We start from the raw sequence: 20,023 nt of genomic DNA, 5'->3' as shown, positions 1-20,023 counted from the left end.
ATTGCTTATAGGCATACTAAATTTTGAGACAACAAAGATATAAAATTAATATACCAATCGGTATATTAATTTGAAGAAATATAAAAAAACCGCTCACCCAGTGGAGCGGTTTTTTAGATTATCTTTATTCAGCTTTATTTTTAAGGATCATTAAAAGATCATAAGCTCCTTTCTGGACAATTTTTTTGTCCTTTATGAAATCTGCTTTCAATACTTCTGTAAACTGATCATCTGAAATGCCTGTGATAATCGGAATCATTTTATAATGATGGTTTCCCACATCTTCAAATATATAATTCTTATTTTCAAAAGATACAACAGATTCATTAGGGAGTCCCAACGTATTTCTTCCGCTGATGCTTACCTCTGAATTAATATACATTCCTCTGATAAACTCAGGATTAGAGCCAGATAGTTTAGCGACAGCAATAGAAGATCCACCACTTTCTATATTAGGAACCATACTTACGATTTTGGCAGGGTATTTTTGATCTGGATTCTGATTGTTATATACACGGATCTCCTGCCCTATTTTTACATCGTTCACATCATTTTCAAATACTTTTAATTCTAACAATAAGCCTGCAGGATCGATCAGCTCAAATAAAGTGTCTGAAGGATTAATGTACTGCCCGTTATTGACAGAAATTTTACTGACAAAGCCGCTGAAAGGAGCATGGATACTGATTCTGCTTCTTATGTTTCCTGAATTTAGATTCTTTGTATTGATTCCAATGATTCTTAATTTCTCTTCCAATCCTTTTAAAGTAGCATTCAACGTAGAATAATCAGCTTGTGCTGTTTGCAATGTTTTGTCACTGCTTGCTTTACTGGTATTAAGATCTTTCTGACGGTTGAGATTCAGTCTTGCGGATTCCAGCTGGGCTTTCGTAACAAGATAATCCTGTTGAAGCTGTATGAACTGAGGGTCTTCTACCACTGCTAATACCTGTCCTTTATTAAAATGGCTTCCATTGATGATATTAATAGATTTAATATGCCCACCCATAATGCTGGAAAGGGAACTGATGTGCGATGGAGCTATTTCTACTTTACCATTGAGCCTTACTGTTTTCTCCATTGTTTTATTTTGGATCATAGTGGTGGTAAGTCCGGTAGTTTTGATCTGCTGATCGGTTAATTGAACTGAGTTTTGATCTTTTGCCGCCAGCTTTTTATTTTCATAAACAGTAGGCTCTTCTTTTTTTCCGGAACATGAAGATAAAAGAAGTGTTGTGGCAAAGAAATATAGGGATGCTTTTTTAAAGTACATGGTGTCGTTATTTTGAAATTAAGAAATTGAGCTCTGCTCCTATTTGGTTAAGTCTTTCTATATTTTCTATATAATCGACTTTTATTTTTACAGCCTGGTTGGTCAGGATGACCCAATTCAGGTAATCAATCTCTCCTACTTCCATTTGTTTTTGAGCTGTTTTAAGAATTGTTTCAGATTTAGGTAATTGCTTTTGCTCGTAATTTTTTATAATGGTTAGCTGATTGGCATAGGTATCAGCCAACTGTCCATATCTGTTTTTGAATTCAATTTCCTTTCTCTGGTATTCATTTTCAGCAATGGCTACTTTAGCTTTAGATGCTTTGGCCAGTGCCCGTTGCCCTTTGGTAAATAAAGGGATTCCAACACCAATTTGTACCGAATTAAAACGATTATTATTGATGTTTTTCATACTCTGGTTGGTATATCCCACAAGGAGATCTGGCAGAAGCTTGCTTTTTTCCAGCTGAGCCTCTGCTTCATTAACTTTAATCTGCTGATTCAAGTACTGTAGCTGAGGATGATGTTTAATAATATCTTCTGAGATCTGAAGATTAACATTGAGAATAGGCTGATCGGTAACCGGCTGATAAAGTTTATCAGACTGGAGTAATACCTGTAACTGAAGTTGCGAAATATTCAGATCATTTTCAAGTATATTCAGTTGTACCTGAGCTTGTTCTCTCTGGATCTCAGCGGTTGATTCTTCCAGGATATTAGCCTCTCCTTTTTTTAACCGCAAGCTTGCTTTATCTGCAAAACTGCTGTATAGCTGGCTGATGTATTCGAGTATCTGTTTCTTTTTCTGAAGGATTATAATACGATAAAAGACTTCCGATACTTCTTTGGTAAGTTGCGTTTTGGTAAGTTGCTGATTGATCACGCTTGATGACCATTCTGCTTCCAGCATTTGTTTTCTTTTGGAGTAAACGGTCGGAAAACTGAATCGCTGAGATACAGATATTGAATTATCAGTTTCCTCCCCCTGGATCTGGCCAAATCCTCCGGCAACTTCTAACTGAGGGATATCCAGATAGCTGGATTTTAACTTTTCCTGATAATCGGAAATCAATTTTGAATTTTTAAAAGTTCCATTTTGTTGGAAAGCTATTTCTAATGCCTGATCAAGTGTAATGCTTTCCTGAGCATGAAGGCTTCCAAAGGAAATGAATAGTAATAATATGGTTAACTTTTTAAAGTTTCTTTTTTTAGAAAATTTCATTTTATTTTTATTGATTCGTTCAAATAAGACATACAAAATAGGTAAGACAAATAAGGTTAAAAGAGTGGCCAGCATAAGACCTCCGATCACAACGGTAGCCAAAGGCCTTTGTACTTCCGCACCGGCTCCGCTGCTTAATGCCATGGGTAAAAACCCTAAAGAAGCTACAAAAGCGGTCATTAAAACAGGACGGAGTCTTATCCGTGTTCCCATTAAAACAATTCTGCTGGTATTGGTGATGCCATTCTTTTTCAATCGGTTAAACTCTGATATCAAAACAATTCCGTTAAGTACAGCTACCCCGAATAAAGCGATAAATCCAACGCCTGCGCTGATGCTGAAAGGCATTCCTCTCAATGCTAAAAAGTAGATCCCTCCAATGGCTGATAATGGAATGGCTGTGTAGATCAGTAAACTATGTTTTACAGAGCCAAAAGCAAAGAAAAGCAATAAGAAGATCATGACTAATGAAATAGGAACGGCAACCCCTAATCTTGCTTTAGCTTCATTTAAATTCTCAAAGGCTCCGCCATAAGAAATTGTATAGCCTGACGATAATTTTAATTCTTTATCTGCCTTTTTTTGAAGTTCTTCTACAATACTTTGAACATCCCTTCCACGAACATTGAAACCTACCACAATTCTTCTTTTGGTGTCTTCTCTCTGGATTTGATTGGGGCTGCTTTTCAAATCTATTTTTGCCAATTGATGCAATGGAATCTGTTCCCCGGTAGCCGTCGGAACTAAAAGGTTTCGGATGCTTGTAATATCTTTTTTATGTTCATTATCCATTCTAACCACGACATCAAATTTTCGTTCTCCTTCATACAAAACACCTGCAGTCTGTCCTGCAAAAGCCATATTAATAACCTGGTTGATTTCTTTCACGGAAATATTATAACGCGAAAGCTCAGCGCGATTATAATCGATTACGACCTGTGGGGCTCCAACAACAGGTTCTAGATACAGATCCTGAGCTCCTTTTACGGTATTGATGATTCCACCCAATTTTTTAGCATATACTGCCAGGCTATCCAGGTTTTCACCATAAATTTTACAGACCACATCCTGTCTTGCCCCGGTCATTAATTCATTAAAACGCATTTGTACCGGAAATTGGAATCCGGTAGTTAATCCGGGAATCACTTTCAATGCTTTGCTCATTTTCGCTGAAAGTTCAGGGAATGAGTGCGCTGATGTCCATTCTTTTTTGGGCTTCAGAACAATGATCATATCTCCGGCATCCATTGGCATAGGCTCTGTCGGGATCTCAGCACTTCCGATTTTAGTAACTACTTTTTGTACCTCCGGGAATTGTGTTAAAAGAATATGGGCAGCTTGTGTGGTTGCTTTTTTAGTTTCATTGATATTACTTCCCTGAAGGATACGCATTTCAACAGCGAAGTCGCCCTCTTCTAATGATGGAATAAATTCGCCACCCATTCTGGAAAGAGTAAAAACCGCTCCGGCAAAAAGAACAAGTACCGTGAGTATAATTGTTCTTCTATACTTAAGCGCCTTCATTAATAATTTTTGATGACCAATTTCTACTCTGGTCATTACTTTATCAGAAATATTATCTTTAACCTTTTTCTTTCTGCTGAGTACCAGTGAGCTCATCATAGGAATGTAGGTAAGCGAAAGTAAAAAGGCTCCTATTAAGGCAAATGCCACTGTCTGAGCCATGGGCTTAAACATTTTCCCTTCAATACCTTGTAGTGTGAAAATAGGAAGGTAAACGATCAGGATAATGATCTGCCCAAAAACCGCACTGTTCACCATTTTTGTTGCAGAATCTGAAACCTGGCCATCCATTTCTTTTTGGCTCAGCATATTATCTTTTCCGAAATGTTTTTTATGAGCGAGCTGATGCAATACGGCCTCTACAATAATAACGGCACCATCCACAATTAATCCAAAATCCAGGGCTCCAAGGCTCATCAGATTTCCTCCCACTCCGAAAAGATTCATCATAATTATAGCAAAAAGCATTGCCAAAGGAATAACGGAAGCTACCAGTAAACCAGCCCGGAAATTTCCTAAAAAGAGAACAAGAATGAAAACAACAATCAGGGCTCCTTCCATCAGGTTGGTTTTTACAGTACTGATGGTGTTATTAACCATTTTAGCCCGATCGAGAAAAGGTTCAAGAACTACCCCTTCCGGCAATGTTTCCTGAATTTTTTCAAGACGCTGTTTAATATTTCCGATAACTTCATTGGCATTTTCACCTTTTAGCATTAATACAATAGCTCCTGATACTTCTCCTGTATCATTATAGGTCATAGCACCGTATCTGGTAGCATATCCAATTTTAACATTGGCAACATCCTTAATGTGAACAGGAATATCTTCTTTTGTATTTGAAACCTGAATATTTCCAATGTCTTCTGCGTTTCCTAAAAGCCCTTCGCTTCTAATAAACAGTACCGTCTCTTTCTTTTCAATATAAGCGCCACCCGTATTTTGATTGTTCTTTTCCAGGGCATCAAAAACATCGTTGATATTGATATCAAATGCCTGTAGCTGATTGGGGTTGATGGCGATTTCATACTGTTTTAATTTTCCCCCAAAACTACTTACATCAGCCACTCCTTTGGTTCCCAATAGCTGACGGCGAATCACCCAGTCCTGAATGGTTCTGAGTTCTGTCTCATCGTAGATATTTTCATACCCTTTCTTTGCCCTTACCACATATTGAAAGATTTCTCCCAATCCACTTGAAATAGGACCCAATTCGGGTTTGCCAATCCCTTCAGGGATGTTTTCCTGAACGATCTGCAGTCGTTCCTGTACTTGCTGGCGTGCCCAATACACATTTGTATCATCATTAAAAACTACCGTTACAAGTGATAAACCGAAACGTGAAAAACTACGAAGCTCAGTAATGCCACTGATATTACTGGTAGCCTGCTCAATAGGAAACGTTACCAGACGCTCAATATCAGCAGCTCCATAGGATGGCGCAACAGTAATTACCTGAACCTGATTATTGGTAATATCCGGCTGGGCATCAATAGGAAGTTTTGTGGTCTCATAGATTCCAAGGAGGATCAGCCCTAGGGTAAAAAGGGCGATAATGAGTTTATTCTTTACAGAAAACTCAATAATTTTATTTAACATGAAATAATTGATTAATAGATAAACAACAAGATTGGATTGCTTTAAATAGAATTTTAAAGCATAAGTATTTTATGTAAAATCAATTATGAAAGTCGTGGAGGCTGAAAAATACGGGAAAGATAAAGTCCGGAAAAGTCTTTTTCCTTATAAATGGTGTTCTTTTGTGGAATCGAAAACTCTTTTATTTTTTCAATGTGAAAAATAGTTTCCGGAAGCTGTGCGTAGACCATAAGCACAATAGGCGGATTGATAAAAGGTAACTTTTGATCGGTATCCCAATCCTGGTCTTTTTTATGATTGTCATAATGTTCCACCAGAAATTCTACACAGTTGCCTTCATACTCCATAAGGTGTTCTATAAAGACCGGAGCCTTCAGTACTTCAGCCATATTGGTTGTCGCAAGTACGTACGTTATAGAACAAAATATAGAAATCCACTTCAGCATAGAGTACAAAGATAAGGCTTTTTGCTCTTTTTTATGTGAATCAATTGTTAAAAAATACTGTATTCATAGATGTTTTACTCTTTTTACTGAGTTTTGATTAATACTGTAACAATGAGAGTTAGAGTTTTATAAGCTTGAGGATTAGTTGTATTTATTCGTACTTGTGAATTGAGAAGATGGAGCAGATATTCTTTTTTATCGTAAAGATCTATCAGCCATAATGTATTATTTTAGTTGCAAAAATTAGCTTCACCGATGAAGCTCACAGAATATAAAAATCTTTGATTTTTTAAAACTTATGTGTTCTTATGAAGCAGTAGGTATAAAACTTAAAATAGCTTAAGTGTTAAAAAACTTTTGTGACTTTTGACTACGTCGAACCTTTGGTTTGTGGTTAAAATTATCTCACACAGGTTTCACTCATTTTATAACCCATCTGTCATTCATTCCTTAAATGTTTTCGATGTTTCAGTAATCAAATTTTCCATCAGAACCGATGCATTTTTATGTTTTAAAATAGGGGCAATCTGCCCGCTCCAGAAAAATACCATTTCATTTTTCCCTTGTTCTATAGCAGCTTTCCGTAAGGGTGACATAAAAGTAGTATGCAATGGAAAAGGTAAGTGGGGAATTGTTTTTTCAGAAAGATCTTTTAAAATTTCTGTAGTAATTCCTCTGCCTAATCTTCCGGTATAAGCTCTTGACAGCCTTGTACTTTTGGATGCCTCAGAAAAAAGGGCTTCTCTATGAATATCCAAAGCTCCGGATTCTTCACAAGCCAGAAAAGCAGTTCCGATCTGCGCTGCTTCCGCACCTAATGTAAGTGCAGCAGCAATTCCATTTCCTGTCGCAATTCCACCCGCTGCAATGACAGGTATTTTTACTTTATCTTTAATAAGTTGGATTAAAACGAAAGTTCCCGTAGTTGAAAACTCAGCTTTGTCCAGAAAAGAAGGCCGGTGGCCACCACTTTCAAACCCTGAGGCCACAATAAAATCTACGCCAATGTTTTCTAAAGCAATAGCTTCATCTAATGTTGTGGCATTCCCCGCAAGTAAAATTCCTCTTTTATGACATTGTTCTACAATATCATCGTCCAGTACCCCAAACATAAAACTAAAAACTTTGGGTTTGATATCCAGAACAGCCTGCAACTGGTTCTGAAACCTGGATTTAAAAGAAGGTGGAAGATCCGGAATTTCAATATTCAGTCTATCAAAATATGGTTTGAATATTTCTGATGCTTTTTTATATCGTCTTTCGGTATCTTCCTGACTTATATAGTCTGTATCAGAAACCCAAAGATTAAGATTATAGGGATTGGCAGTCTTAGACCTGATCTTCTGGTCGGTATCATAGATCTCTTGTGGACTCAATGTATAGGCTCCAAAACCACCTAATCCACCCATATTACTAACGGCAGACGTCAATTCTACAGTAGATAAACCACCACCAAAAGGACCTTGCCATATTGGATATTCTATACCCAAAATATCTGTTATTCTGTTTTTATTCCACATAAATAAGTCTTGTTAATTGGGTTAAAATAGTTATTCTACATCCGTTAATGTCTTATTAACGATCAGCCATTTGCCATTTATTTTATGAAAAGTAATAAAATTATAGTAATTAAAATCGTACATCTTTACATTTAATTTTACAGCAGCAATGGAGTTGATCACATCGATGGAAATAATCTCCGGATGAAAAGGAGCTTTTGCTTTTTCAGGACTCAAACGACTGCCTACACCTTCTATGTATTGTTCTGCTGTTTTATAATAAGGAACTCCTTTTATGTCACCAAAGAGAAGAGCATCTTTAAAAAAAACTTCTCTCAAAAGTGCTGTATTTCCTTCAAAAATACCTTTGAAGTAGTATTGCTCAAGCGCTGTTCTTATAGCGGTTTCTTCTGTACCATTTTTCATAGTGTCTATTTTTTGAGCATGACCGTTTAGTGGAAAACTAAACAGCCATGCAATTATTAATACAATTTTCATGATAGATAATGGCCGGCTCCCATACCGCCATCCACGTTTATTATAGCTCCGGTTATCAGTTTGTTACCCGCAATACTGTAAACCATTTGTGCCACTTCTTCTGGTTCACCGATACGGTTCAGCAAATGAACTCCTGCAGCCTGATCAATATTTTTGTCATGCATAGGTGTTCTGATGAGTCCTGCGGCAACCGTATTTACCCGGATATTGTCTTTTCCAAACTCAGCCGCTAGCTGGTGCGTTAAAGCATGTACTGCACCTTTACTTGATATCGGAGCCGTAGAGGGTGATCCTGCCATTGCATGATATACCAGAGGAGAACCAATATTAATGATCACACCACCTTTTTGTTTCTGCATTTGAGGAATAACCGACTGTGTGGTAAAGAATGTCCCTTTAAGGTTTGTTCTTAAAAACCGATCCAGATGATCTTCAGTCACTTCTAAAAATGGTTTATTTTCATAGATCCCGGCATTATTGACCAAAACATCTACAGAGCCAAATCGGTCAAGGGCTGTTTTTACTAACAGCTCACCTACAGATTTATCGGCAACATCACCGGCAACCATAGCTAAATGATCTCCACCTCCCAATTCATTGAAAACCTGTTCCAGTTTTGAATCTGTTCTTGAATTGATTACTATATTGCTTCCTCTTTCCAGAAAATATCTCGCTATTTCCAATCCAATTCCTGATGATGCCCCTGTTACGATAACGGTTTGCTTTTCCATTTCTTTATTTTTTCTCAGTTGAAAATCCTTGTTCTTTCAATACCGATACCTGCTCTCCGGCATATCCCCAGTTATCATCTTCTTTTTCATCGATCACAACATGCGTAAGATGTGGATCTTTATTCAATACCGATGTTACTAATTCTGTTACTCCTTTTATCAAAAGTTGTTTTTGCTCTCTTGTAACACCATCACGTAGAACTTCTATTTTTATGTAAGGCATGATTGTTAATTTTTAGGATTATAAACTGTTGTTATTGATGTCTGCAACCAAATTAATGGTAAGGTCAAAATTGTTGTATATCAAGGTATCACCAAGGTCAGTGAAGAAATTACCTGATCTGAATTTCATATTGTACTTGGTTCGGTCAAGAACAATTTTACTTTGTAGGGTAGCAGAACCTTGATTGGTCTCAATTTTCAATACAGCATCAATAGGATGGGTGATTCCCTTAATGGTAAGGTCTCCGTTTACGTAATACAGATTGTTATCTCCAGGTTCTGCATGCATGATTTCAAATATAGATTCAGGGTATTGATCTGAATTAAAGAAATCATCGGAAGCTAAGTGACCGGCAAACTGAGCATTGGTTTCAGCATCTTCGATATCAAGGATTTTTATAGAACGGGTATCGATAACAAATGTTCCTGAGGAAAGTTGGTTGTCTTTAAAAGTAAATGAACCTTCTTTGATTCCAATAGTTCCGTTGTGAGCACCGGTTATTTTTCTTCCGATCCATTCTACAATGCTTTTATCATTGTTTACTTTAAAATTTTGTGTATTCATTTTTTCTATGTTTAAATGTTGACACAAAGTTCAGTAGATACCGTTAAGAAGTTACGTGACCTGGGTCACAATTTATTAAGTTAAAGAAAACTGCTTGAAATCATTTAAGGCTGATATAATCTGCTAAGGGTTTCTCTGGAAACCCCAAGGTAAGCGGCAATCAAATGTTTCGGAACCAGATTATACAGTTGTGGATACATAGATAGAAGCTCTTCATACCTGAATTTCACATCGTTATTCATAAAAGAAAGGAGCCTTTTCTGTACGGCAACATAACCTTTGTTGGTTCTCCATCTGAAAAAATGCTCTACCTCATGAATCTCGTTGCATATTTTCTCCCGGTTTTCATTGGTTATAGTCAGTACCGTTGCATTGGTTATACAGTCAATATTTACTGTAGCCTTTTGATGACTGTACAGTGCATTATAATCTGAAACCCACCAATTAGGCATTGCAAACTGAAGGATAAACATTTTCATCATATCATTCAGATAAAAAGCCTTCAAACATCCATCCAGTACAAAATACTCCTCGTTTACAAGATCTCCTTCAGACAGGAGCATCTGACCTTTTTTCAAAGAAACCAATGTAAAATGTGAAAATACATATTCCAACTGTTCTTCTGTAAGAGAAACAAATTGTGATAAATGCTGTCTTAATATCTCTTTAGGATCGGTCATTATTTTTTATATAGTATTACAAATATACAATGTAAACCATTCTAATAAAATGCTTTTATGCCTACTCTTTTTATATTGTTCACGGAAAAATCTAATGGGTATAAGAAAGCATTTTATTAAAGACAGCAGAAAGATAATTGGGCGTACAATCGCTTTCACTTTTAATAGATTCATTTTTACATTCTTTTCTACAGATGACCATCAAAAATTTAAATGTAGCTTGTTTTGTTATCGCGTTGGTTTGCTCGTCAATTTCAAAATAATCCAGTAATCCATACTCTTTAAACTCTTCCTGTATCGCATCTATATCATAGAAAAAAAGTTGGCCTCCTTTACCAATCTCAAAAGTATCTTTTCCAATCTCTTTACCTTTTCCATAATTCGGAGAATTCTTAGAAATGACAGAAAAAATCATCCATCCTCCTTCCTGCAATTGATTATAACAGTCATTGATCATTTTCTTTCTTTGCTCATTATTTAATAAATAAAGAAGTCCATAACAGAAAATTCCATCATATAAATGGCTGTCAAAAGGCATTTCCGTAACTGATCCCTGAAAAACAGGCATTTTATTTCCGTAATGTTCTTTTGCTAATGCAATAGCTGTTTCAGAAATCTCTATTCCCGTTACCCTGATATCATTTTCTATAAAAATCTGAGCATTTCTACCATATCCAATTCCCGGAATCAGAATATCTTTTATTTCTCTATCTACAAAAAGATCTTTAGCTAATACCGCAGAATGAGAAGGTTCAAAACCCCACATTGTTTTATATTTATTAAAGCTATCGTTCCAGAATTCTTTCATATCCTCTGCTTCATTTGTAGCAGCAGCCATTTTATCTGATATCTTTTTATTGTTCATTGGACTTATTTTTAATTTAAAATATCTTTCTTTTTAATCGTTTTTGGTCCATACACAAGGACATAGAAAAACAAAACAAGCATTACTAAAGTGCCTACCCACATCGCCTGCTTCCAACCATATACAAAAGACTCACGGGCAATATGAATCAGTTTAGCGGATTGAGGGTCAGTTTTTGGAGCTATTGCAAGAGCATTTGAAATTCCTTCACGGAATTGAGAGGCTGTGTAAGTAGAAATTCCTTGTAATTTTTCATCAATCCTGTTTTGATAACCAGCACTCACCAAAGACCCTAGCAAAGCAACACCCAGAGCGGTCCCAAGTTCACGCGTAATATCGTTAAGAGCAGAAGCAATACCCTGACGATCTGCAGGCAACGCGGAAGTAATCGCTTCAGTAGATGGGGTCATGCTTAGTCCCATACCAAATCCCATAGCAAGCATTCCAGGAAGAACTGAAAGATATCCACCCTCCACTGATACCAGTAATGCCATCACAGCAGAACCTAAACCTGCTAATAAAATTCCCAATGCCATTGTAAAGCGCCTTCCAATGCGTTTTGCGACCTGAGGAGCTAAACCTGAAGCAATCATCATTAATATAGCCATCGGCATCATCGCAAGCGTAGAACGAAGGCCCGACCAGCCCAATACACTTTGAAAATAGGGAAAGAGTACTACAAATATTCCCGCCTGAACTCCAAAAATGGCTAATAGTGATAAAGATCCACTGGATAAACCACGCTTTAGGAAAAGAGATACATCGAGGAGTGGTGCCTTTTGACGCAGTTCCCAAAGAACAAATAAAATGGCTGATACAATTCCCATAATCAGACTTCCTAAAGTCAATGCTTTCATCCAACCATTAACCGGAGCTTCATGGAGTGTATACACGATTCCCATTACTGAAATTATTGATAGGAGGGAACCTATTATGTCAAACCGATGTTCTATTTTTTCCTTAGAGTCAGTAATAAACCGAACCGTTAAAACAATCGCAGCTAACGCAAGTACTACCGGAAGGGCAAAAAGTAGACGCCACGTGGCAACATCCACCAATACAGCAGAAAGATACATCCCCAAAATACCTCCACCTCCCGCAACAGCGGTCCAAATACCAATCGCTTTTGAACGCTCTTCATCGGGAAACGTAGAGGTAATGACAGCCAGCGTAACCGGCATTATCATTGCAGCACCTACACCACATAAAAAGCGGGCTACAATCATCATCAAAGACGAAGTAGCCCAACCAGACATCATACTTGCAATTCCGAAAATAAACAGACCGATGAGCAGCATTTTCTTACGTCCAATACGATCTCCAAGAGCACCCAGAGGTAATAATAAGGCTGCTAAACTTATTGTATAAGTATTGATCATCCATAAAATATGAGTTTGTGATGCATGGAAGTCTATTGCTAATTTCAGCTGTGCTACATTGAGTCCGCTTACTGAAGCAATTACAGCCATTAATGCAATGCAAACTGTTATAAGAATGATGCGTCTTTGATTCTTACCAGCATCAAAAATTTCCTGTTTTGTTATATCCTTTTCTTTCATGTTACAAAATTAACTACATTAGCTATCCAAATGATATTACTTCCCCTTTGGATAGCACTATCCTAAAAGGAAGTTAGTTTAATATTGCAACTATGATAATACCTGAAAATGATTGTTCAAAAGCCATGCTATCTATAAAAGACGCATTGGATGCCGTAGAAGGCAGATGGAAACTACTGATCCTCTATTCTTTATGCAGCGGACCTAAACGTTTTAAAGAGATTTCAAGAGAAGTCCCTGGAATAACAGATAAAACCTTGTCAAAAGAATTAAAAAATTTACAGGCTAATAAACTGATCAATAGGGAAGTATTCGATACATCTCCACCAATGGTAGAATATACGATGACTGCTCACGGAATGTCATTAAAGAGTGTATTGTTTGAGCTTTGGAACTGGGGACTGATCCATCGAAACGAAGTAATTGGAAAATAAGCTGATGAAGAAAATCAATCTTTATGTAAAAAATCAGCTAAATCCACGAGAGAATAAAACAATAAATAGAAATGGGCTTTAGCCCGTTTAAAAAATATAAGCCATTCAAAATGTCTTTAGCTAAAATAACCACAAATCGAAGATTCGACGTAGTCAAAAGGCATAAAAGTTTTTTAACACTTTGTCATTGCGAACGAATGTGAAGCAATCTCAAATTACAATTATTAATTACAGAAAATTTTAAAACACGTAAGCTGTTTTTAAGTTTAATATTCAATGCAATACATCATGATAGTAGATCTCTGCGATAAAGAAGAAAAATCTGCTCAATCTGCAAAATCTGCGAGAGAAAAAACAATCAATAGGAACGGGCTTTAGTCCGTTTGAAAAAAGAAGAACCATTCGAAAGGCTTTAGCCGAAATCTAAAATAATATAAGTTTCGGCTAAAGCCAATGCATTTTGTAAATAAATAAGCCGGGTTAAAACCCGGCTCTATTGATTTGAAAATTATCTTTGATTGTCTTCCAAATAGATCATTCATTTGAAGAGTTATGCGACGTCAGATCATAGGCTAACGAAAGCATCAATCCCCTGTTATATATTTTAATTTTATCCTTTTTGGCATTTCCATTCGCAGAACTATTGGCATTCTGGAATAAATCTGTAAAACCGTGCGAATATCTGAGCCCAACAGACCATCTATCTTTCAATTGATAATCTACCCCGACATTGAATCCGAAATCAAATTTCTGAAGATAATAGGTTTTACTTTCATCGTTGGCGGAATCTCCAAAAATGCTTTTATCCCGGAACAGGTTGCCATTTTCGTCTTTCCGTTTTGTATTGGCGGCTACCAAAACACTTACATAAGGCCCCGCATAGAATTTTACATTTGATAGGCGATAATTGATATTAGCAGGAATAATATCAATATATGAGCTGTTAATCACTGAACTATAGGCATTTTCAACAGCATCCTTATACGTAATACCTACCCTTCTTTGATTAAAAATCAATTCATGAGTAAGGCTGATGTTTTTGCTGATTTGGGTGTTGACAAAGATTCCGGCAAAAAATCCTGGTTTGAATTTTGTGTCTGAATTGGCAAAAATAAAATTTCTCTCTTTTCCGTAGAAATTGTAGTAATTAAGCCCAGCTTTTACACCCCAACTAATGCGATTGGTATTCAGATCCTGGATATCCATTTCTGAAGAGGAATTATCATGCTCTACGGTGTTTTGAGCATAAGAAACTTGTTTTCCCAATAGGATGATAAGTATGAACAGTATTTTTTTCATTGCTTTAAATTAAAAGTTAATATCCCATATTCCGGCAGCTCTTTCCAGTTCTACCAATGCAACGGCATAGTTGTAAAGTGTTCCGTAATAATCGTGCTGTACATCATTATAAGTACGTTGAGCATTCAATACTTCCAGTAAAGAAGACTGTCCTCTTTTGTAACTATATATTTTACCTTCCAGGATTGCTTTTGCTTCTGTAAGTAGCCCGGATTTAAACTGGTTGACTTGCTTTTGAGCAGCGATATAGGTAAAATAAGCCTGACTCACTTCAGTCTGAATCTGAAGCTCTGTCTGTTTGTAGGTCGTTTCAGCCTGGAGAGTACCATATTGTGCAGCACGCAGATCTCCTGACCGGTTATTGGAAAATTTTAAAGGAACACTTATTCCTGCATTTACAGTGGTCATTGCTGGTGTTGGAGCAATCGTATTCCTTACATACGCTGCATTATTGACTCCAAATGATAATCCAAGATCAATAGCTCTGTCGGCTTTGGCTTGTTTCAATAAACTTTGGGAAACCGTTTTACTTTGTAAGGCTGCTTTTAGATCTGCCCTGTTATTTTGCGCTTCAATAACAAGATCCTGTAAAGAAAACTGACGTTCGAAACCAGAGAAATCACCTTGTGGATATAATAAGGAATCACTTTTTGTTTTTCCTGTTAATAAAGACAGATTGGCCAATGAACTTTTCCACTCCGCTTCAGCAGAGAAGACATCATTTAGCATGGTTCCTGCCTCCAGTTTGGATTGTCGGGCATCTACCTGTGTGATCACTCCCAATTTAAAACGAATGCTATCGGATTCTGCCAGTTTTTTCATCTGGAGATAAGAATCAGATTCCACATCCAGGACTATCCGGTTCTGGATCGCTAATAAATAGGCCAATGTAGCATCAGCACGGAGATTATTATAATAATTATCGAGGAGAAGACGGCTTAATTGTGCCTGATTTCGGGCGACTTCTATTCGGGCTTTTCTTTTTCCTCCCATTTCCAGAGTCCAGCTTACCTCAGAATTGAAGCCATAACCTAATTTCATTCTTTTCTGTCCATTGTCAAACCATCCAAATCCTAATTGTGGGTCTGGAAATATTCTGGCAGTTTGTATCGCTACATCAGCAATATTAATGTTAAATTTTTCTGCGGCATAAGAAAGGTTACTCTTCCCTACAAGATTGATATACGTCATATAATCAATCGGTTTTTTAATGAATGCTGTATCTGCTTTCTGAGCTTGTATCATCAGGGATATGTTCATGAAAATCAATCCCAGAAGGAGCTTTGAATATTTTTTTATCGTAGTCATTTTAATTTTCTTTTGCTGCGTTAAAATTTTTCCCCCATTTGTTTTCGATTAAATAGTAAAGAGCAGGCAGAGCAAATAAGGTAATGATGGTTGAAAACAAGAGCCCGTATACAATAACTGTGGCTAAAGGTCTTTGCACATCAGAGCCTATACCGGTTGCTAATGAAGCAGGAAATAATCCCAGTATAGCTACCGTTGCGGTCATTAGAACCGGACGGAAACGATGAGATGCTCCTTCAATTACGGCCTTCCTTAAATCATATCCTTTTTTTCGCAGATCATTGATATGCGAAATCATAATCACTCCATTTTGTATAGCAACTCCAAACAAGGCTATAAAGCCTACCGCGGAAGAAATATTCAAAGTCATTCCACGAAGATTAAGGGCAAGCATTCCTCCAAAAAGAGCGAGTGGAACGATGCTAATTAAAAGTCCTGCCTGACGGAATGATTGGAAAGCTCCATAAAGCAGTATAAACATGATTGAAAGTGCCAGCGGGACAATTACTGAAAGTCTGCCATAGGCACGATTTTGATTTTCAAACTGTCCGCCCCATTTTATGTTATACTTTTCATGATCATATTTTACATTCTTTTCGATTGCATTTTCAGCTTGTGATAAAAAGGAAGTAAGATCTGTACCCCGAAGGTTAAGACGTACAGTCAGATGACGTTTATTCATCTCACGTGCGATCATACTTTCTCCGGTGTTCATTTGTATATCGGCAACCTGGGAAAGCGGTATTTTTGCTCCGGATTCATTGGTAAGCATCAGACTTCCTATCTTTTCCGGAGTGTTTCTGCTCATTTCGTTGTAGCGTGTGATAATGTCATACACCTTAATTCCCTGATATATTTTTGAAACTGCTTTTCCTCCGATAGCAACTTCAATAAGATCTGAAACATCAGAAACATTCAATCCATATTGGGCAATCTTGGCTCGATCAACTTTAATCTGTAATTGTGGCAATGGTGGTTCCTGATCTATGGCAAGATCTACAGCACCTTTTACTTTTTTTAGAGCAGCCATTACTTCTTCGGCTATTCTTCTGGTTTCTTTGAAATCATTCCCATATACCTTCACCACAAGTTCACTGTGTGCACCTGAAATTTTGTCCATTACTCCATCGATCATGGGTTGGGTAAAGGCAATGTTATAGCCTGGCATGGTAGCATATTCTGCTTCCAATTCTTTGATTAGATCTGCTTTACTTCTGCCCCATTTCCATTCGCTGTAAGGCTTTAGACCAACACTGACTTCAAAGTGAGAAGGAGTCCACGCATCGGTTCCATCATCATTTCTCCCTGCCTGTACCATTACATAAGTAACTTCTTTGTGTTTTAAAGTACGTGCTCGAAGGGTATCACTCATTTCTCTGGATTTTTCAACTGTAATACCTGGTGGAAGAGAAACCTGTAGCCAAATAGATCCTTCATCTAATGGAGGTAAAAAGTCTTTCCCTACAAGTGCAGTTAATATACCGGTAGTTAACAGAATACCAATTAAAGGAATGAATATGCGCTTAGGTCGGTTCATAATCTTTTGAACTCTGCTATGATATGCAGCTCCGATTTTTTCTAGCCAACGATTATGATAAATCTTACGTGGTTTTTTATAAATCACAAAAGCCAGTCCAGGGATAAGAAATAGAGCCACAGCCAATGCTCCGAGGAGTGCGTATCCTACAGTAAAAGCCATTGGAGTAAATAACTTCTTTTCTACTCTTTCAAAAGCAAACAATGGTAAATAGGCCGTGATAATAATAATCGTAGCAAAAAATACAGGCTTGGCAACTTCTTTTACTTTCTGAGTAATTGTTTTTTCATCAAGTTCCTGATCGGGATGATCTTCCCTTTTCTTTAAAATCGTTTCGAGCATTACGATGGCACCATCTACAATAATTCCGAAATCAATAGCTCCAAGGGATAACAGGTTCGCTGGAATATTGGTAAAATGCATTAATATAAAAGCAATTAACAACGATAAAGGAATTGTAATTGCGACTAATAAAGCTCCGCGCCAGCTTCCCAGAAATACAATCAATACAATAATTACCAATGTCATACCTTCAAGTAAAGTTTTTGAAACCGTATGTAAAGTATTATCAACAAGGTTTGTGCGATCCAAAACAATATGAATCTGAATACCCTTTGGAAGTATATTTTTGTTAAGATCACTGACAGCATCATTTACTCCCTGTAATACAACAGAAGGATTCTCTCCTTTAAGCAGTAATACAATCCCTTCTATATTATCGGAATAGTTGACACCACGTTGGTCGGAATAACCCAACGCCCCTTTACGTTCAAGGTTTCCATATTTTATTTTACCGATATCGTTCATGTAAACGGGAGTACCATTGACCGATTTTACAACCACTCTTCCCATATCCTCTAAAGATTTTACCAAACCGATACCGCGGATCACATAGGACTGATCTCCCCTGTTCATGACACTTCCTCCAGAATTGGCATTGTTGGCTTCGAGTTTATCAGCTACTTCTTTAAGGGAAATATTGTATTGCTCAAGTTTTACTGGATCCAGTTCTACCTGAAACTGTGTGGTAATTCCACCAAAATTGGTCACATCTGCGACTCCCGAAACCTGTTTTATTTTAGGAATAATTACAAAATTCTGAAGATCGGTAAGCTCACGAAGGTCATGGCTTTTACTTTCGATGATATAACGGTATATCTCTCCGGTAGGTGATGTCAGGGGATCAAGTCCCGGAGTCACACCATATGGAAGTTCGAGATCTCCCAATCTTTCTTTAATTCTCGTTCTTGCCCAATAGTCATCTACTCCATCATTAAAGACAATTGTTACCATGGATAATCCAAAAGTACTTTTACTTCTCATTACATGCATTCCTGGAAGACCATTGATAGCCTGTTCGATAGGAATAGTAATTTGTTGTTCGATTTCTTCTGCAGCTAAACCGGGAACCTGAGTTACCACCTGAGAAGTGACATCGCCAATGTCCGGATACGCTTCAATAGAGAGCTGTTTCCATGAATAATATCCAAATAAAGCAAGTAATGCAAACAATGCCAATATCAGCCATCGTTTAGCAATTATATTGTTCAGTATGTTTTTCATGATGTCTGTTATTTAGCATCCAGGAGATAAAAAGCACCATCACTGATAATGGTTTCACCTGGCTTTAATCCGCTTAGAATCTGAATTCTGTTATTTTCTGTTACACCTGTCTGTACATATTTCTTTACATATTCGTTTTTTGAAGTTTGTACCAGGACATAATTTTTATCGTTAAACTGAAGAACAGCTTTAGCCGGAACGAATATTTTCTTTTCAGATGTGTTGCTAAACTTTACATTCACAAACATTCCCGGCTTTAAAAGGCGGTCATTGTTCTCACATTCCACAAGCACCTCTACACTTCGTGTTGCTTCATTTACAATTTCATTGACATGGTATATTTTCCCTGTAATTTTCCTGTCAGGAAAGGCGCTTACATTCACTTCCACTCCAGTAAGGTTCTGAAGGAAATGAAGATCATTTTCTTTAACCTGACCGGCGATCCACACTTTTGATAATTCTGCGATTACAACCATAGGCAGAGCATCTTCTTTTAAGTACTGCCCCATAACTATATCATTCGTTACGACCTCTCCTTTTATCGGGGATACTACTACCAAAGGTGTGTTCATAGACATTTTGTCGCCGTTCTTATAGATTTTCAAGGCTGCTGAAGCATTAGCCAGTGCTGTTTTTTTAATTTGAAATTCTGTAGCAGCTTCTTCGGTTTCACGTTGTATTCCTACTCCATGTTGTAGCAGATCCTGCTGGCGCTTCATATTCAGTTCCGATTGACGGTATTCCTGTTGAGCATCACGATAGTCTTTTTGTGCTGCGAAATAATCTTTAGAACTTACTGAAAATAAAGGAGATCCAGGTGCTACTTTCTGCCCTAGTTTAACATATGATTTTAAAATTCTCCCGGCAAATGGAGAAGCTATTTCGGCATAAGTGTTGGGAATAGCTTTTACGGTTCCTACAGTCATAAGATTAGGGCTATATTCTTCTTCTTTTACATTATAAACAGCCAGTTTAGAAATAATAGGTGAGTTTTTTTGTAAAATAATGGTATCTCCTTTAGTGAGATATGGGACTGTATTTTCAGAATGTTCTTTTTTACCGTTGCAGGAATAAAGGATAATTGAGGCTGTACTAAGCCATAGCAATATGGGCATACTGCCTCTCAATCGTGTTGTTTTGATAGTCATTACGTTTAATATTTTTAATTGTTTTTATAAGGTTAATCATGTTGCCCGCTC

The 20,023-nt window shown here is 37.2% G+C and carries 16 protein-coding genes; 1 reads left to right on the top strand and 15 read right to left on the bottom strand.

Annotated features, from left to right (window positions below):
• Positions 1-124 precede the first annotated feature (124 nt).
• The 11 genes from JHL15_RS12740 to JHL15_RS12690 all read right to left on the bottom strand — a co-directional run bounded on the left by JHL15_RS12740 (position 125) and on the right by JHL15_RS12690 (position 12,683).
• A complete protein-coding gene (locus JHL15_RS12740) occupies positions 125-1,273 on the bottom strand; it encodes an efflux RND transporter periplasmic adaptor subunit (protein ID WP_200246245.1) in 1,149 nt (382 codons plus the stop codon).
• A gap of 7 nt (positions 1,274-1,280) precedes the next feature.
• Entirely contained in the window at positions 1,281-5,618 is a 4,338-nt protein-coding gene (locus JHL15_RS12735) for a CusA/CzcA family heavy metal efflux RND transporter (protein WP_200246243.1), read from the bottom strand.
• Between the two features lie 83 nt (positions 5,619-5,701).
• Complete coding sequence (locus JHL15_RS12730; protein WP_200246242.1) at positions 5,702-6,064, bottom strand: hypothetical protein; 363 nt, start codon at positions 6,062-6,064, stop codon at positions 5,702-5,704.
• A 443-nt stretch (positions 6,065-6,507) separates the two neighbouring features.
• Entirely contained in the window at positions 6,508-7,584 is a 1,077-nt protein-coding gene (locus JHL15_RS12725) for an NAD(P)H-dependent flavin oxidoreductase (protein ID WP_200246240.1), read from the bottom strand.
• Between the two features lie 30 nt (positions 7,585-7,614).
• A complete protein-coding gene (locus JHL15_RS12720) occupies positions 7,615-8,061 on the bottom strand; it encodes a nuclear transport factor 2 family protein (RefSeq protein WP_200246239.1) in 447 nt (148 codons plus the stop codon).
• A complete protein-coding gene (locus JHL15_RS12715; RefSeq protein ID WP_200246237.1) occupies positions 8,058-8,792 on the bottom strand; it encodes an SDR family NAD(P)-dependent oxidoreductase in 735 nt (244 codons plus the stop codon). Before JHL15_RS12715 ends, JHL15_RS12720 begins: the two co-directional genes overlap by 4 nt.
• A gap of 4 nt (positions 8,793-8,796) precedes the next feature.
• Entirely contained in the window at positions 8,797-9,015 is a 219-nt protein-coding gene (locus JHL15_RS12710; protein ID WP_200246236.1) for a tautomerase family protein, read from the bottom strand.
• Positions 9,016-9,033: 18 nt separating this feature from the next.
• Complete coding sequence (locus JHL15_RS12705; protein WP_200246234.1) at positions 9,034-9,579, bottom strand: YceI family protein; 546 nt, start codon at positions 9,577-9,579, stop codon at positions 9,034-9,036.
• Positions 9,580-9,683: 104 nt separating this feature from the next.
• Positions 9,684-10,259: a Crp/Fnr family transcriptional regulator gene (locus JHL15_RS12700; RefSeq protein WP_200246233.1), complete on the bottom strand. Its 576-nt coding sequence runs from the start codon at positions 10,257-10,259 to the stop codon at positions 9,684-9,686.
• 91 nt (positions 10,260-10,350) lie between these two features.
• The gene (locus JHL15_RS12695) at positions 10,351-11,124 is read right to left on the bottom strand and encodes a class I SAM-dependent methyltransferase (RefSeq protein WP_234047767.1); all 774 of its coding nucleotides are present in this window, start codon (positions 11,122-11,124) and stop codon (positions 10,351-10,353) included.
• Between the two features lie 11 nt (positions 11,125-11,135).
• Positions 11,136-12,683, bottom strand: a complete 1,548-nt coding sequence (locus tag JHL15_RS12690) for an MFS transporter (RefSeq protein WP_200246231.1) — start codon at positions 12,681-12,683, stop codon at positions 11,136-11,138.
• Between the two features lie 92 nt (positions 12,684-12,775).
• Here JHL15_RS12690 and JHL15_RS12685 point away from each other — a divergent pair, with 92 nt between their 5' ends.
• Complete coding sequence (locus JHL15_RS12685; protein ID WP_200246230.1) at positions 12,776-13,117, top strand: winged helix-turn-helix transcriptional regulator; 342 nt, start codon at positions 12,776-12,778, stop codon at positions 13,115-13,117.
• A 534-nt stretch (positions 13,118-13,651) separates the two neighbouring features.
• Here the strand turns inward: JHL15_RS12685 and JHL15_RS12680 are convergent.
• The 4 genes from JHL15_RS12680 to JHL15_RS12665 are packed head-to-tail and all read right to left on the bottom strand — an operon-like array spanning position 13,652 to position 19,972.
• Positions 13,652-14,416: a porin family protein gene (locus JHL15_RS12680; RefSeq protein WP_200246228.1), complete on the bottom strand. Its 765-nt coding sequence runs from the start codon at positions 14,414-14,416 to the stop codon at positions 13,652-13,654.
• Positions 14,417-14,425: 9 nt separating this feature from the next.
• Complete coding sequence (locus JHL15_RS12675; RefSeq protein WP_200246226.1) at positions 14,426-15,724, bottom strand: TolC family protein; 1,299 nt, start codon at positions 15,722-15,724, stop codon at positions 14,426-14,428.
• A 1-nt stretch (position 15,725) separates the two neighbouring features.
• Positions 15,726-18,824, bottom strand: coding sequence for an efflux RND transporter permease subunit (locus tag JHL15_RS12670; protein ID WP_200246224.1), 3,099 nt, complete (start codon positions 18,822-18,824; stop codon positions 15,726-15,728).
• Between the two features lie 8 nt (positions 18,825-18,832).
• Positions 18,833-19,972, bottom strand: a complete 1,140-nt coding sequence (locus tag JHL15_RS12665) for an efflux RND transporter periplasmic adaptor subunit (RefSeq protein ID WP_234047766.1) — start codon at positions 19,970-19,972, stop codon at positions 18,833-18,835.
• Between the last annotated feature and the right edge of the window lie 51 nt (positions 19,973-20,023).

Source organism: Chryseobacterium paridis (assembly GCF_016595215.1).
Taxonomy (GTDB): domain Bacteria; phylum Bacteroidota; class Bacteroidia; order Flavobacteriales; family Weeksellaceae; genus Chryseobacterium; species Chryseobacterium paridis.
The sequence above is the reverse complement of the archived record's forward strand: the minus strand, read 5'-3'. Positions and strand labels throughout refer to the sequence as shown.